The organism is Pseudomonas sp. GW-45, assembly GCF_056896675.1.
The window spans coordinates 893636-909194 of sequence record NZ_CM167674.1 but is presented as its reverse complement, the minus strand read 5'-3'; the positions used below and the strand labels follow the sequence as shown (position 1 = coordinate 909194).

At 56.4% G+C, this 15559-nt stretch carries 15 protein-coding genes; 10 read left to right on the top strand and 5 right to left on the bottom strand.

Annotated features, from left to right (window positions below; translation table 11 throughout):
- Nucleotides 1-43 precede the first annotated feature (43 nt).
- Complete coding sequence (gene pyk / locus AC1XYH_RS04105) at nt 44-1495, top strand: pyruvate kinase (protein WP_483325395.1); 1452 nt, start codon at nt 44-46, stop codon at nt 1493-1495.
- Between the two features lie 141 nt (nt 1496-1636).
- Here pyk and AC1XYH_RS04100 read toward each other — a convergent pair whose 3' ends face one another.
- The gene (locus tag AC1XYH_RS04100; protein ID WP_483325394.1) at nt 1637-3160 is read right to left on the bottom strand and encodes a fumarate hydratase; all 1524 of its coding nucleotides are present in this window, start codon (nt 3158-3160) and stop codon (nt 1637-1639) included.
- Nucleotides 3161-3504: 344 nt separating this feature from the next.
- Between AC1XYH_RS04100 and AC1XYH_RS04095 the strand changes: the two genes are divergently transcribed.
- From AC1XYH_RS04095 to AC1XYH_RS04085, 3 genes are all read left to right on the top strand, one after another.
- Nucleotides 3505-4647: a GGDEF domain-containing protein gene (locus tag AC1XYH_RS04095; RefSeq protein WP_483325393.1), complete on the top strand. Its 1143-nt coding sequence runs from the start codon at nt 3505-3507 to the stop codon at nt 4645-4647.
- Nucleotides 4648-4655: 8 nt separating this feature from the next.
- The gene (locus tag AC1XYH_RS04090; RefSeq protein ID WP_483325392.1) at nt 4656-5588 is read left to right on the top strand and encodes a 2Fe-2S iron-sulfur cluster-binding protein; all 933 of its coding nucleotides are present in this window, start codon (nt 4656-4658) and stop codon (nt 5586-5588) included.
- 182 nt (nt 5589-5770) lie between these two features.
- Nucleotides 5771-6541 (top strand): enoyl-CoA hydratase, encoded by a 771-nt coding sequence (locus tag AC1XYH_RS04085; RefSeq protein WP_483325391.1) that lies wholly within the window; start codon nt 5771-5773, stop codon nt 6539-6541.
- A gap of 35 nt (nt 6542-6576) precedes the next feature.
- On the opposite strand, the gene AC1XYH_RS04080 is transcribed toward AC1XYH_RS04085, so the two are convergent.
- Entirely contained in the window at nt 6577-7737 is a 1161-nt protein-coding gene (locus AC1XYH_RS04080; RefSeq protein WP_483325390.1) for a phospholipase D-like domain-containing protein, read from the bottom strand.
- 446 nt (nt 7738-8183) lie between these two features.
- Here AC1XYH_RS04080 and AC1XYH_RS04075 point away from each other — a divergent pair, with 446 nt between their 5' ends.
- Together AC1XYH_RS04075 and AC1XYH_RS04070 are read left to right on the top strand one after the other, a co-directional pair.
- Complete coding sequence (locus tag AC1XYH_RS04075; RefSeq protein ID WP_483325389.1) at nt 8184-8936, top strand: GNAT family N-acetyltransferase; 753 nt, start codon at nt 8184-8186, stop codon at nt 8934-8936.
- A 2-nt stretch (nt 8937-8938) separates the two neighbouring features.
- Nucleotides 8939-9727 (top strand): lysophospholipid acyltransferase family protein, encoded by a 789-nt coding sequence (locus tag AC1XYH_RS04070; RefSeq protein ID WP_483325388.1) that lies wholly within the window; start codon nt 8939-8941, stop codon nt 9725-9727.
- Here AC1XYH_RS04070 and AC1XYH_RS04065 read toward each other — a convergent pair.
- Nucleotides 9661-10296: an acyl carrier protein phosphodiesterase gene (locus AC1XYH_RS04065; RefSeq protein WP_483325387.1), complete on the bottom strand. Its 636-nt coding sequence runs from the start codon at nt 10294-10296 to the stop codon at nt 9661-9663. The genes AC1XYH_RS04070 and AC1XYH_RS04065 overlap by 67 nt on opposite strands.
- Nucleotides 10296-11189: a hypothetical protein gene (locus AC1XYH_RS04060; RefSeq protein ID WP_483325386.1), complete on the bottom strand. Its 894-nt coding sequence runs from the start codon at nt 11187-11189 to the stop codon at nt 10296-10298. Before AC1XYH_RS04060 ends, AC1XYH_RS04065 begins: the two co-directional genes overlap by 1 nt.
- Before the next feature lie 221 nt (nt 11190-11410).
- On the opposite strand from AC1XYH_RS04060, the gene AC1XYH_RS04055 reads away from it, so the two are divergent.
- Entirely contained in the window at nt 11411-11767 is a 357-nt protein-coding gene (locus AC1XYH_RS04055) for a hypothetical protein (protein ID WP_483325385.1), read from the top strand.
- Between the two features lie 128 nt (nt 11768-11895).
- Nucleotides 11896-12948 (top strand): saccharopine dehydrogenase family protein, encoded by a 1053-nt coding sequence (locus tag AC1XYH_RS04050; protein WP_483325384.1) that lies wholly within the window; start codon nt 11896-11898, stop codon nt 12946-12948.
- Here the strand turns inward: AC1XYH_RS04050 and AC1XYH_RS04045 are convergent, their stop codons facing one another.
- Nucleotides 12949-13833, bottom strand: a complete 885-nt coding sequence (locus tag AC1XYH_RS04045) for a LysR family transcriptional regulator ArgP (protein WP_483325383.1) — start codon at nt 13831-13833, stop codon at nt 12949-12951. It lies immediately after the preceding gene.
- Nucleotides 13834-13931: 98 nt separating this feature from the next.
- On the opposite strand from AC1XYH_RS04045, the gene AC1XYH_RS04040 reads away from it, so the two are divergent.
- Nucleotides 13932-14552: a LysE/ArgO family amino acid transporter gene (locus AC1XYH_RS04040; RefSeq protein WP_483325382.1), complete on the top strand. Its 621-nt coding sequence runs from the start codon at nt 13932-13934 to the stop codon at nt 14550-14552.
- Between the two features lie 252 nt (nt 14553-14804).
- Nucleotides 14805-15386 (top strand): superoxide dismutase [Fe], encoded by a 582-nt coding sequence (sodB, locus tag AC1XYH_RS04035; protein WP_483325381.1) that lies wholly within the window; start codon nt 14805-14807, stop codon nt 15384-15386.
- Nucleotides 15387-15559: the final 173 nt, after the last annotated feature.

The window sequence follows — 15559 nt, the reverse complement described above, 5'->3', positions numbered from 1 at the left end:
GAACCCATTCCCAACCGCCCGCCCGATAGATAAGGACTTGAGCATGTCGCTGCGCCGCACCAAGATCGTCGCCACCCTAGGGCCTGCCACCAGCAGCCCCGAGAAAATTGCCGAGCTGATTGCCGCCGGCATGAATGTAGCCCGCCTCAACTTTTCCCATGGCAGTGCTGATGAGCATCGCCGCCGGGCCCGTTTGGTACGAGAAATTGCCGAAGAAAATGGCCAGCATGTCGCTTTACTGGGCGACCTACAGGGCCCGAAGATCCGTATCGGCCGCTTCACTGAAGGACGTATTGAACTCGATGTAGGCGACAAATTCCGACTGTCTACCGTACACGATCTGGAACAAGGCAATAGTGACATCGTCGGCCTTGATTACCCCGATCTTGTGGCCGACTGCCGTGCGGGTGATGAGCTGCTGCTCGACGACGGCCGCGTCGTCTTACAAGTTGAAAGCGTTGGCCGCGACGAAGTCCGCTGTCGTGTCACCGTTGGCGGTCCATTGTCCAACAACAAGGGTATCAACCGCCGTGGCGGTGGCTTGTCTGCGGCGGCGCTGACCGACAAGGACCGCAACGACATCAACCTCGCCGCCGAATTGAATATGGAATATGTTGCGGTTTCTTTCCCGCGCGACGCCGCAGACATGCACCTAGCCCGCAAACTACTACGCGATGCCGAGTCAGAAGCGTGGCTGATTGCCAAGATCGAGCGCGCCGAAGCCGTTGCCGACGATGCAGTGCTCGACGGTCTGATTCAGGCCAGCGACGCGGTCATGGTGGCACGCGGCGATCTGGGCGTAGAGATCGGTGACGCCGAATTGGTCGGCATCCAGAAGCACATCATTAGCCGCGCTCGTAAACAGAATAAGCTTGTGATTACCGCTACGCAGATGATGGAGTCGATGATCTCTAGCCCGATGCCCACCCGCGCTGAAGTATCCGACGTAGCTAACGCTGCCTTGGATTACACCGATGCGGTCATGCTATCGGCCGAGACTGCCGCCGGCGACTATCCGGTAGAAGCGGTGCGCGCCATGGACCGGGTTTGCCGCGGCGCGGAAAAACACCCGACCAGCCAGAAGTCCGGGCATCGGCTGTATCAAAAGTTCGAGCGTTGCGATGAAACCATCGCATTGGCCGCCATGTACGCCGGCAATCACTTCCCCGGTGTAACCGCTATCATTACGCTGACCGAGAGCGGCTTCACACCGCTGATCATGTCGCGCATTCGCTCGCACCTACCGATTTTCGCGCTCTCACCCAATACCCTCACGTTGGGCCGGGTGGCGCTTTATCGCGGCGTGCAGGCTATTCCGTTCAACCCGGCGGATATGCCCTCGAGTGACATCAACCAACAAGCGGTGAACAAGCTACTGGAAGGCGGTTATGTACAACCCGGTGACTGGGTCATTCTGACCAAAGGTGATGTATACAACTCACGTGGCGGCACCAACTCAATGAAGCTGCTGCATGTGGGTGAGCCACTGGTTTAACCTTGTAGCAAGCCCGCGGTCGACGAGCCTTTTGGGTAGCCAACCACCCAAAAGGCTCGTTACCCTCAACCGCATACAGTACCGACAATGGACCACAAAAAAGGGCCTCGCAAGCGAGACCCTTTTTTAAAACGAGCGAGATTACTGCACTTCGACTGCCAGGCTCTCGGCAATCTTCTTTTGCCAGATAGCAGGGCCAGTGATATGCACGGACTCACCCTTGGTATCGACGGCTACAGTCACCGGCATGTCCTTGACCTCAAACTCGTAGATCGCTTCCATGCCCATTTCCGGGAAAGCCAGCACTTCGGCTTTCTTGATTGCTTGTGCAACCAGATATGCCGCACCGCCAACCGCCATCAGATAAACCGCTTTGTAGTCCTTGATCGCTTCGATCGCAATTGGGCCACGCTCGGATTTACCGATCATGCCCAATAGGCCGGTTTGATCCAGAATCTGGCGAGTGAATTTATCCATGCGCGTTGCGGTAGTCGGACCTGCAGGCCCCACTACTTCGTCACGCACAGGATCAACCGGCCCGACGTAATAAATAAAGCGGCCCTTCAGATCCACCGGCAATTGCTCGCCCTTGTTGAGCATCTCGACCATGCGTTTGTGTGCAGCATCACGGCCGGTAAGCATCTTGCCGGAGAGAAGCACGGTTTCACCGGTCTTCCAGTCCAGCACATCGGTTGGTGTCAGCGTATCGAGATTGACGCGGCGAACACCGTCGCCGACCTCCCAGGTGATGTCTGGGTAGGCGTCCAACGGTGGTGGCGCAAGGACTGCCGGACCGCTGCCGTCGAGCGTGAAGTGCGCGTGACGGGTCGCGGCGCAGTTGGGAATCATGCAGACTGGCAAACTGGCAGCATGGGTTGGGTAATCCTTGATTTTGATATCCAGCACTGTGGTCAGACCGCCAAGACCCTGAGCACCAATACCCAGCGCGTTGACTTTGTCCATAATCTCCAGACGCAGCTCTTCAACGCGGTTCTGCGGGCCACGGGCACGCAGCTCATGAATATCAATGGACTCCATGAGCGATTCTTTCGCCATGACGGCCGCCTTTTCGGCAGTACCGCCAATGCCAATACCGAGCATGCCAGGCGGACACCAGCCGGCGCCCATCGTTGGTACCGTCTTCAGCACCCAGTCGACAATCGAGTCGGAGGGATTGAGCATCGCCATCTTAGACTTGTTCTCGGAGCCGCCGCCCTTGGCCGCAACATCGATTTCAACGGTATCGCCTTGCACCATTTGGTAATGAATGACTGCAGGGGTGTTGTCTTTGGTATTGGTGCGCTTGCCAGCTGGATCAGCCAGAATCGAGGCACGCAGGACGTTTTCAGGCAGATTGTAAGCCTGACGCACGCCTTGGTTGATCATGTCATCCAGGCTCATGGTGGCGCCTTCCCAGCTGACATTCATGCCAATCTTGACGAACACCGTTACGATGCCAGTATCCTGGCAGATAGGCCGATGCCCCGTGGCACACATACGCGAATTGATCAGAATCTGAGCAATGGCATCTTTAGCGGCCTTCGACTCTTCACGCTCATAGGCTTCATGCACTGCTTGAATGAAGTCGACGGGGTGATAATAGGAAATGTACTGCAGCGCATCGGCTACGCTCTGGATCAGATCATCTTGTTTGATAACGGCCATGCTCAGACAGGCTCCTCTCATTAGGCGGCTGACACGGAATACGCTATGTCAGACCAGGCTCACGGAATCGGACAGGCTTGGGTGGTTAAGATCACACCCTTGGAAAATCAGTCGCCAAGTATACCCGAGCTGATCGTATGGCAAAGCGTCGTAACATTATTGTCTGACGAAATACGCCCCACAGCGCGTTCCACACGCTATCTATGCATGCCGCAGATAGCGAATTGCGCTATTGCCAAGCGGATCTCAGTCACGGAGATGGAAAGCGAAATAAAATGCTTTCCAAAACAAGGTTTAGACGATAACTTGACGTCATAATGCCATCATACAAAAACAGGCCTATCGTGAGCGAATTGCAGGACGCAAACAGCGATAAATTCCAGGCACTGAGGCTGCAGCGCTTCTACCTGGCACAGATCAATTATCTGATTACCTATGTAGTGATCGGTGTCGCGTGGGTGACAGAGCAATACGACGCTTCGGCCTGGATGGCGATTACCCATGTGCTGCTTGGGTTGGCGACCCAAAGCGTTTTCCTGTTGCTGTTCAAATTCGGGATAAATTTACGTTTCAGGGAGCCCAGCCTGACCAACGCGCAAATTATCGTTGCCATCTTGCTCACTACGTATTTTTTAGCCTTTGCTGGCATTCTACGCGGCAGCCTGGTCATGGTTTACGCCAACATACTGGTATTCGGCATATTCCAGTTATCGCGCCGTGACCTGTTGTTGCAGGCGGGCTTGGCACTGGTCTCTTTTGGCAGCCTGATTGCCATCGAATCCTATTACTCCCCTACCGCGCCAAACATCACCCTTAGCCTGGTGCAATGGTTCATCCTGGCTTGCTTTCTGGGTTGCCTGACCATGACCGGCAGCTATATCCGCGTATTACGCGAACGCCTCCAGCAACGGCACAGCACGCTACAAGCCCACCAAGAGACGCTGCGCGGTATGATGGGGCAGCTGCAGAACCTGGCCACCACCGACGGTCTTACCGGCCTGGCCAACCGCCGCTACTTCATTGATGAAACTCGCCGCCGCATGACCCTGATGCGCCCCGGCCAGTTGCTAGGCGTAGCGCTGATTGATTTGGACCACTTCAAACGTATCAACGATCTTTACGGACATGCTGCCGGTGATGAGGTGTTGCAAGGCTTTGCTTCGTTAGCCCGCGAAAGCCTGCGCGACGGTGATCTGGTTGCACGTTTTGGCGGCGAAGAATTTGTGATACTGCTGAGCAATACCGATCTGGGTGCGCTACACCAATGCCTGGATCGCATCCGCGATAACTTTGCCAATACCCAGTTCACCAGTTTGCCTGAAGGCGTACACTGCACTTTGTCGGCTGGTTTAAGCTTGATCCAGCAGGAAGACGATTTGGAGGTCTGCCTGAACAATGCTGACCAGGCTCTCTATCTGGCCAAAAACAGTGGCCGTAACCGCTGTGAACATCACCAGCGTGATAATGAGCGCATCAAACCCAGCTGAGTTTTTACATGCCTGAATTGACGGTACAAGGCCACCATCTGCAAGTGGATCAAGGCGACAATTTGCTGTCTGCCCTACAGGTAGCAAACTTGCCAATCAATTGGTCCTGCCGAGCTGGGCAATGTCATAGCTGCCTGGTGCAAGCTCCCAAGCAACCCATCCCCGCGGCGGCACAACAAGGCTTGAGCCCAGAACAACAAGCCGATGGCTGGTTGCTCGCCTGCCAGTGCACCGTCGAGAGCGATATGCAGCTCACACTGCATGATCCGGCTAACGATGGCCTGCCTGCTCTGATCGAAACCATGGAAAAGCTGCCCGGCGACGTTCTGCTGCTGCGTCTGCGCCCGCAACGGCCGCTGCGCTATCGAGCCGGTCAGCATCTAATGATCTGGTTATCACCGCAGCTAGGCCGCAGTTACTCACTGGCCAGCCTGCCCGGAGAGGCCTTGTTGGAGTTTCATATCCAGTTGCGTGAAGGCGGCCTGTTCTCCAGTCAGTTATTGCATGGCCGACCGGGGCAAACGCTTTACCTGGGCGCCGCCAGCGGCCATTTGGCCTACGACCCCGCTTGGCATGACCGCCCGCTGCTGCTACTTGCCAGCGGAACTGGACTGGCACCCTTGCAAGCACTGGCACGTGATGCTTTACAGAACGAGCACAGCGCCACGATCACGCTATGGCACTGGTCATCGCACGCACAGGGCTGCTACCTGCAAGAGCGCTTGAACGCTCTTGTTGAAACAGAGCAACAGCTGCAACTGCATTTGCGCGCGCGCTCAGAGCTAGCAACAGACCTGCGCGCGCTGCGCATCCGCTCGCGCTCTACCCTGGCCTTGGTATGTGGCAGCGCCAGCTTTGTCGAGCAGCTAAGGCGCCCGCTGTTTATGGCCGGCCTGGCCGGACCGCAGATTATCGACGAAGCCTTTCTGCCCCGCCGCTAGCGAGCCGACGCGAGCCAAGTTTACCCTCCGCAAAAAAATTAAGGCGCCGCTATATAGCACGGTCGGCAATCCGCCCCCGTTATAGAGCCTCATTCGGCACTCAGCGAGTTACTGGGGCACCTATTCAAATCGTGCGACCATGATCCACAGATACTAATTCATCGTCAGACTCTGGAGATAACGTGAGCGAACATGTACTGATTGAGCGCAACGGCGGCGTACTGACGCTGACCATGAACCGTCCCGACAAAAAGAATGCCCTGACGCAAAACATGTACGGCAGCATGGCAGACGCCATTGTCGCCGCACAACAGGATCCAGCCATTCGCGCTGTCGTGATTCAGGGCAGTAACAGCTGTTTCACCAGCGGCAACGATGTGGGCGATTTTGTAAACTCACCGCGTAGCGACACCAAAACCCCGGTTTATCACTTCCTGCGCGCTATTTGTAACGCCGAGAAGCCGCTGATCGCAGCCGTCAACGGCCCGGCAGTCGGCGTCGGCACAACCATGCTGCTGCATTGCGACTTGGTTTTCGTCGCGAACGACGCGCGCTTGAAGATGCCTTTCGTGAATCTCGGGCTTTGCCCGGAGGCGGGCTCCAGCTACCTGTTGCCGCGTTTATTGGGGCATCTGCGTGCTGCCGAATTATTATTGCTGGGCGATGAAATTTCCGGCCAACGTGCCACTGAGATAGGCTTGGCCAATCGTGCGTTACCAGCGGGTGAGGCCGTTTTGGAAGCTGCCCAACAAGCCGCTCAGCGCATCGCAGAACAGCCACCGGCATCGGTCAAGCTAACCAAGCAGCTGATCAAACAAGGTGTCGCGCAAATCGCTGAGCAGACTATGGATGCCGAAGGCACGCACTTCACCGAATTACTTGCTAGCGCAGACGCGCGCGAGGCACTGACGGCCTTCATCGAGAAGCGCAAACCCGTGTTTGCCAACCAATAAGGCCCTGCCGCTCCACGCGCTGACGTGGAGCGGTTTCAACCTCGAATACCAAAAATCCGCATCACCCAACGGTTAATCTGCCCCCACACGCGAATTTTCAGGCGGTGCTTCCAGGACAGGTTGTGCCAGCGCTCCATAGTCCACTCATAACTTTCGGAAAAATCCTTCTCAAAGCTCTCAGTCACCGCTTTAGCCAGACCCGGATCAACCGCTTGCTGGTTGGCTTCCAGATTCCAGTGCAAGGTCCAATGATCAAAGTTACACGAGCCCAGTGATACCCAGTTGTCAACCATCGCGGTTTTCAGGTGAGTAAAGCGTGGCTGAAACTCGTAAATTCGGATACCCGCTTTCAGCAAACGTCGGTAATAACGTTGGCCGGCGTAGAGTACCGCCTCGTGATCAATACTGGTACCGCACAACAATAAACGCACGTCCACACCGCGCCGAGCAGCACGCATGAGCGAACGACGGATACGCCAGGATGGCAAAAAGTAAGGCGTTGCCAGCCAGGCCCGCTCCTCACCGTGTGCCAGCGCTGCCAGCAATGAAGCAACCACTTCCTTTTGTTCGCGCGCGCCAATGTAGGACACCCGGCCATGGCCACTCCCGGTTTGCGGCCGTGGCGGAATCTTGACCCTACGCACCGGAGACAATCCGCGACGCTGATATTTACTGACACGCGCCCACTCGACCTCAAACAAATCCAGCCAGTCCGCTACCACGGGCCCCTGAACTTCCAGCATCTGCTCATGCCAGCGTGGGCACTGCCCGTTCTCTTCTTTCTGGCAGAACTCGTCAGTAAAGCCAGTGCCGCCAACGAAGGTAATTTTCTGATCAACAATGATCAGCTTACGGTGGTCACGGTGGAACATTCGGGTGCCGTGATACCAGGACGCCGGATTATAAATTCGCGTTTCCACACCGCCGTCGGTGAGGCGATCACGATCGGGCTGCTTGAATTTCTCACTGCCAATAGCGTCGAACATGAACCTTACGGTAACTCCGCGCTCTACCGCCTTGAGCAAGGAATCTACAACCTGCTCGCTGCTGGTACCCGAGCTCACCAGATACATTTCAATATCGATGCTGGACTCTGCCTGGTCAAAGGCCTCCAGCAAGCGCGGGAAGTAGCGGTGACCATCCACTCGCAGTGTGAATTCGTTGTCTTGATGCCACTCATAAACGCGCGACGACATAAATCTCCTTGTAGCAAATACGAATCAGGGTATGCGGTAGTCATCCTGGGTGAGCAGATCCATTCCGCATTCGAGCTGGCTGATCCAATCCAGAAAGGTGTTGATCATAGCAGGCCCAACGAAGGGCCGTTGAAAGCCCTACGTGCTGGATTTGTGAGTAGCAAAGTCGGTAACTGGTTCCGCATCATTCAGCATAGAAGCGCCATATCGCCGCACAACAGAACTCCGCTGACCGCCTCAAAAAACTGCAGCTTACCGACCGAGTATAAAAAGCGCGCTGGCCCCGTCAAAAAATGGGTCTTGCCTGGCGGCATATAGGTCAGGTCACCGCCTCGATCAAGATGTGCCCGGTAACACGAACGTAACCAAGCATTCACAATCCTGACACCCGAGCGCCATAGGCTCAGTTTGTACATCAAATAACAGATGCCCGGATGGAGGTGTCCATGTCACAAGCAGCGCTCGCCCTCGAAGAATCCAACAGCCGCCAGTTGCTCGCCGAGCTGGTTACCGATGCACGCAACCTAAGAGCTGCACAAGCGCTTAGATACCAGGTATTTGCCGAAGAATGCGGCGCCGTGCTGCATACTGCCGAAGCCGGCCTGGACCAGGATCACTACGACCTGCACTGCGAACATCTGATCGTGCGCGATCAGAACAATGGCCGTGTGGTCGCTACCACACGCATTCTCGATAGTCGCCGCGCGCCCGCTGCCGGCGGTTTTTATAGCGAGAGCGAGTTCCAGCTGGTTGGTTTGAAGGATCTACGCGGTGACATCATGGAGATTGGCCGCACCTGCGTGCATGCCGACTACCGCAACGGCGCCACTATTTCAGTGCTCTGGGCAGGCTTAGCGCAACTAATGAACGAGCGTCACTACGAGTACCTGATGGGCTGCGCCAGTATCGATATGGGAGATGGCGGCTTACAGGCACACGCCATCATGCAACGTCTGCGCGGGCGTTACCTGAGTCGCGAATACCTCAATGCCATCCCGCGACTGCCGATTCCCGAACGCGACTTGCCGGCGAATCTTACCGCTCAGCTACCCCCGCTGCTCAAGGCCTATATGCGCCTGGGCGCCAAGGTCTGCGGCGAGCCTTGCTGGGATCCGGAGTTCAACGTCGCCGACGTGTTTATCCTGCTACGACGCGAGCAACTTTGCCCACGCTACGCCCGTCACTTCAAGGCTGTCTGAAGATGACGGCGCGCAAGGCACTGCGCTTATGCGGCGTGATCGGCTGGATTTTGTGCGGCCTGCTGCTTGCCACCTGGGTAGCAATGCTGCAGCTGTTCAAACCGGCCTTTCTGAATGCACAGCGCCAACGCCTGATGCGCTGGTGGCTACGCAACCTGATCCGGCTGCTGCCATTGCGACTCCACGTGCACGGTCAGCCCACAAGCGAAACGGCGCTCTGGGTCAGCAACCATGTATCTTGGCTGGATATCGTCGTGCTCGGCGCTCAGGCACCGGTGCATTTTCTGTCCAAGGCGGAGGTCCGACACTGGCCAGTCATCGGCTGGCTCGCTGCTGCCGCAGGCACCTGCTTCATTCAGCGTGGACGGGGAATATCTCAATCTTTGCAGGACCAACTCACCGAGGTGCTGAACCAGGGCCGTAGTTTGGTGATTTTTGCGGAAGGCACTACCACTGCCGGTGACCGAGTCAGAACCTTTCATGGCCGTTTATTGGGCAGTGCTATTGACGCCACAGTACCCGTGCAGCCGGTTGCCGTGGCCTATCGACTGAATGGCGAGATTGATAGTGTCGCGCCTTTTATCGATGACGACGAATTCTCACAGCATCTGCTGCGTTTACTCGGCGCCGACACCATAGATGTGCACTTGCACTTTCTGCCTCCACTCAACAGCCGCGAGCATAACCGCAACCAGCTGGCCCGCCATGCACAATCTGCGGTGAGTCAGGCGCTCGGCTTGCCCGACGGCACAATCAAATCAAGCCCGGTAGAACTCAAAAGCGCGGCCTGATCGGTCGCGAAAGCTTGAACCTGGGGCATAAAGCGGAAAAAATCATCTTCAAAAGCGGCGTAATCCGCCTCCAGTTCAGCCACCGCACCCGGTAGTGAATTATCAGGGCGCAATCGCCTGGACATATTGTCCAGCGCACGATGCAGATGCGGCAACTGCGCATAACTGGTGAGCCAGTCGTGCTCACTCATGTGCTGAATCACCGGCCAGGCGTTCTCCGGTATTAACTCTGGCTGTTGTAGCAAGTTCCGATAAGCCTGCTGGGTAAACTCAACCAAAGACTGCTCGGCGAAGTGTTGCCAATGACGCGCCAAGAGATGGTCGTAAAACATATCCACCATGATGCCGGCATAGCGCCGACGCGCTGGGCTGATCCGTGCCTTGCTTTGCAGCACCAGCGGGTGGCTGTCGGTAAAAACGTCAATGCGTCTGTGCAGCCAGATACCGCCACGCACATCATCGGGCAACGCAATCTTCTGCACTGGCCCTTTGACGAAATCACCTAATAAGCTACCCAACGCCTGCTGCGGGGTTTGTGAACCCATCAACAGGTGGGCAAGAAAGTTCATCAGTTGCCCTGGACTTGCGAATACAGGCTGGCCAATTGACTCTTCAAGGTGTCAATACTGCGATTGGTTTGCAGACGGAAGCTGTTGATTGCGTCCAGCGCCTGATCGGTCGCGGCCGCGCGCTGATCCAGCTCTGTACGCATGATCAGCAGGCTTTGCTGCACATCACCGCCGCCTTTCTGCTGTAGCGCTTGCAAGGCTTGCTTCTGGCTAGTCAGCTGGGTGGATTGCTCGGCTAACTGCTGCTGCAGTGCGTCCAGCCCCGCTAGCTGCCTCTGTAGTTCGCTCAATTGCTTGGCCGCGGCCTCACCCTGCTCCGCCAGGCTATCCAATCGCTGCGCCTGATCGACCAAACGTTTTTCAGCAGCGGCGTTACTGGCCGTTAAAGCGGCTAGTTCGGTCTGTTGGCTCTGCATGCGTTTGGCCAGATCGGCACTGCCGGCATTTGCGCTACTCAAGCGACCGTCGTGCTCGCCGAGCGCTGCTTTCAACTCCGAGAATTGGCTTTCCAGTTTGCCGATACGGGCATTACGGGCCTGCTCTGCGTCACTCAGACTGGATTCCGTTGCACTTACTTTGCCGGTGATGTCCTGAATGCGGCCGGATGCTTCCTCGCTGATGCGCGCGAAACTGGTCTGAGTTGCTACCAACTGCTGCTTGAGCAGGCTCTGTTGCTGGTAGGTCCAGTACCCCAATGCAATAAGGGCTAGCGACAAAGCAGCGCACAGCGCCCACAACGGGCCATTGCTGCGTGACACCGGCTGGGCCGGCGGGTCAGCTCGCAACCCTACGTTTGCACCGCCGCGGCGCGGCTCCGGGTTGACCGGTTTAAGGTTATCATCGCGGCTCGCCCGCAAGCTCGGCAAATCATCATCTAAGTCACGCTCTTTCATACTTCCCCCAACCTGAATATCAGCAAAAAGCCCGCGCCAGAGCGGTGCAAGATCGCACCAATGAATAGCAAGTTACCGCTATCTAACAACATCAAGATAGTACGGACCCTTGCCAGACAGCCTATATCCTGCGCTTTTGCGTATTGGTACACATTCTGCTTGCAGTTAACGGTCTTGGCTACCGCACCTTGCGCAGCCAATCATTATTCGGGGGTAAAAGCATGATTGCAGAAGCGCAGTTCAACCGAGCGACCCTTGACTGTATGACCACCTTACGCCGCCATATCAAACGCTCCCTGGGGGTCACCATTCGCCTAAGCGAGCCGGATGCGGTGGAAAACATGATTGGGTTAAGCCGAGATTGCCACTTCGCTGATATTCGTGAACTCGGTATGCGGTTGGCCGAAATGGTTTCTCCGCCAACGCCAGAGCCGGAGGAACGCATGGTCGCCCAAGGCGCCGTTGCGGCACGTCAATACCAGGCCAGCGCACAGCGCAGAGCTGCAATACAAGACGAGCCAGCACCGGCAACACCGAGCGCAAGCATACGAATCTACCGTGGTCAGGTGGTTCGTTAGCTAACCGGGACAACTCGCCAGCCCGCCAAGTATATTTGCGCACTGCTGCTCAGCGGCGCGCTAAAGCCGCTGGCGCATCCGCAGCGCAGACATTACTCTGAGCCATCTTAGGGTTGAGGAGCTACGGCATGTCTGAATGGATGATTTACGGTGCAAACGGTTATACCGGTGAATTACTGGCGAGAGCCGCCGTCAACCGTGGCCTGTCTCCAATACTAGCGGGACGTAACCGACACGCCGTTGAGGCACTCGCCAACGAGCTTGGTCTACCGGCACGCAATTTCAGTCTTGATGATGCCGACGCAACCAACACGGGGCTGCAAGGCGTAAACGTGGTTGTGCACTGTGCCGGCCCTTTCTCCGCTACCAGTCAGCCGATGATCGATGCCTGCCTGCACAACCATTGCCATTATTTAGACATAACCGGTGAGATTGACGTCTTCGTCGCGGCTCAGAGCCGTCACAATGATGCCGCGCAGGCCAATATCGTCATCTGCTCCGGCGTCGGCTTCGACGTGATTCCAACCGATTGCATCGCCGCGCGCTTGAAAGAAGCCTTGCCGGATGCCGACCGCTTGGCTCTCGGCTTTGACTCGCGTAGCGGTTTCTCTCCAGGCACCGCAAAAACCTCGGTGGAGGGTTTGAAGTACGGCGGCCGTATTCGCAAAAACGACAAGATCCAAACCGTGCCGTTAGCCTACCAAAGCCGCGACATCGACTTTGGCAACGGCACCAAACACGCAGTCACTATCCCGTGGGGCGATATAGCAACGGCCTGGTTCTCAACCGGCATCGATGACATTGAAGTCTTTATTCCGATGGCCCCAAGCGCAGCCACTCGGTTGCGTCGCTTGGACCGCTTACGGCCGTTACTTGGCCTGCGGCCCGTGCAAGCGCTCCTCAAATACCTGGTTGGCCGCCGTATTCTTGGGCCCGGCAGCGATCAACGGCAGAACGCGCGTTCCTTCGTATGGGGCGAGGCACAAAATCGCGCAGGGAAAAAAATCACAGCGCGTATTGAAACGGCCAACGGTTACGACGTGACCGTAGAAGGCGCACTTTTTGCCGTCAACTTTCTACAACAGAACGAGCCCGCTCCCGGCTATTACACACCATCGCGCCTGCTTGGCTCTGACTGCATTGAGAAACTGGCCGGCTCAGGTGACATGCACCTGGATTAATCAGCCCAGCAGGGCTGGCACGCGACGTGCCAGCTCCTTGGTTAAACCTTCCAATAGCTGCCCTCCATTGCGCCAATAATGCCAATATAAATTCACCGACTGCGCTTTACCCGGCACCAACTCGCACAACGCGCCGCTGCGCAGCTCCGCCGCTACTTGCATAGCTGGCACCATTCCCCAGCCAACCCCCGCACTGAGCATTCGCACAAATCCTTCAGAGGAAGGGCACAAGTGATACTCAAATTCACCCGGCACGCCTAACTGATGCAGGAAGCGGTGCTGCAACTGATCATCCGGGCCAAATACAATTGCCGGTATCTGCGGCAGCCGCGCCGTCTCAACCCCATCAGGAAAGTGCCGCTCGATAAACTCGCGACTGGCAACCGCCAGATAGGGCATCCGCCCCAGCAACAAGCTGCGTGCGCCTGCTACCGGCTGCTCGGTAGCACAAACGCAAGCGGCAACCTCGCCATTGCGCATGCGCCGCAAGCCCACATCCTGATCTTCTACCTGCATATCCAACAATACCCGCTCAGCGCCGCACCAGCTGCTGATTGCTTGCGCCCACCACGTTGCCAAGCTATCGGCGTTAAGCGCGATACGCAAACGGCTCATGCCCGACTGCGTATCTATCTCGGGCAAGTCGCTGCGTAAATCCCGTTCAAGTAAGCGCACTTGCTGCACATGGTTAAGCAACCGCTGCCCCGCCGCAGTCGCTTTCGGTGGCGACACGCGCACTAGCACCGGAGAGCCCAGCCGCGATTCAAGCAACTTGATGCGCTGCGATACAGCAGATTGAGACAAGCCCAAGCTCACAGCCGCGCGCTCAAAACCGCCCTGTTCTATGACCGCCGTCAAGGCGGCCAGTAACTTGTAATCGAGCATTATTAAATTCTCTAATGAGTCATCAGCATTATTGACTTTTCTAATGAACATAGCCACGCCAGAATCGACTGCCTACCCTCACCTGAAAGGCGTTTTTCATGCCCTCCATCTGGCACAGTTATATCAACGGGCTCTTGGTCTCAGCCGGCCTGATCATGGCGATCGGCGCGCAGAACGCCTTTATTTTGGCGCAGGGCCTGCGTCGCGAGCACCATATTAGCGCCGCACTCATATGTATGAGCTGCGATGCCATCTTGATTATGGCCGGTACTTTCGGTCTAGCAGCTTTATTGCAAAGCCATCCTCTAGCCATGGAAATTACGCGCTGGGCAGGTGTCGGCTTTCTCTCTCTGTATGCATTGCAGGCGCTGCGTCGGGCACTCTCACCGCAGGTGATGAGTGCCGGCGAACAACCAAAACGCTCACACCGAGCAGTGTTGCTGAGTACGTTGGCGGTTACATTGCTGAATCCGCACGTCTATCTCGACACCATGGTGCTGATCGGCTCGGTTGGGGCGCAGAACCCGCTACCGCTCATATTCGCGCTTGGCGCCGCCAGCGCTTCGATTCTCTGGTTTAGTCTATTGGCCCTGGGGTCGGCCAAGCTTGCGCCGATGTTAAGCCGCCCAGTTACATGGCGCTGTATTGATTTAGCGGTCGCTGCGATGATGCTAGCCGTTGCCTGGTCACTGGCCAGGCCTGCATTGCAGACCGCCTGAGTGGCTATAACCTCATACTTGGTACGTGGATAGCCGCGCTTTCAGGTGCTATCATCGAATCTTCCCGATCGTAAGACGGGCAGCGCCCTACCGAGCTTGTATCAGCCGCGGTAAAAAGAGGCGTAGCAGATTGTCCACTCTGCCCACGCGGCAACCGTGGTCAACGTAATCGAACTGCAGGCATACACACATGTCCTACAGTAGAGCAGCATTCCGTTTCTGGACCCTGATACCTGAAGATGGAGAGTAACCATGGCTTTTGAATTACCAGCACTCCCTTACGAGAAGAATGCACTGGAACCGCACATCTCTGCGGAAACTCTGGAATACCATTACGGCAAGCATCACAACACCTATGTTGTGAACCTGAACAACATGGTTCCGGGCACCGAATACGAAGGTAAGAGCCTGGAAGAGATCATCAAGACCTCCAGCGGCGGCGTATTCAACAATGCAGCGCAAATCTGGAACCACACGTTCTACTGGAACTGCCTGAGCCCGAACGGCGGTGGCGAACCTACTGGCGCGCTGGCCGAGGCTATCAACAAGGCGTTCGGTTCATTCGCGGCGTTTAAAGAAGAGTTCAGCAAAACATCAATCGGTACTTTCGGTTCCGGTTGGGGCTGGTTGGTTAAGAAGGCTGACGGTTCACTGGCATTGGCCAGCACCATCGGCGCCGGCAACCCTATCACCTCCGGTGACACCCCGCTGCTGACTTGCGATGTGTGGGAACACGCCTACTACATCGATTACCGCAATGCCCGTCCAAAGTACGTTGAGGCATTCTGGAACCTGGTTAACTGGGACTTTGTAGCGAAAAACCTCGCTGCCTGATCGCAGGAACAGGACTACCACAACACCTCGCTCCGGCGGGGTGTTGTGCGTTTAGAGTCGTAAAAAGTGATTTCACTTTGACGTCACTGTTGAGTTTGTCGATACTCAACAGAACGCCACATAGAAAAATAACAAATAATGCAGGTATTGCGCTGCCCAGCCCGATCCTTGCA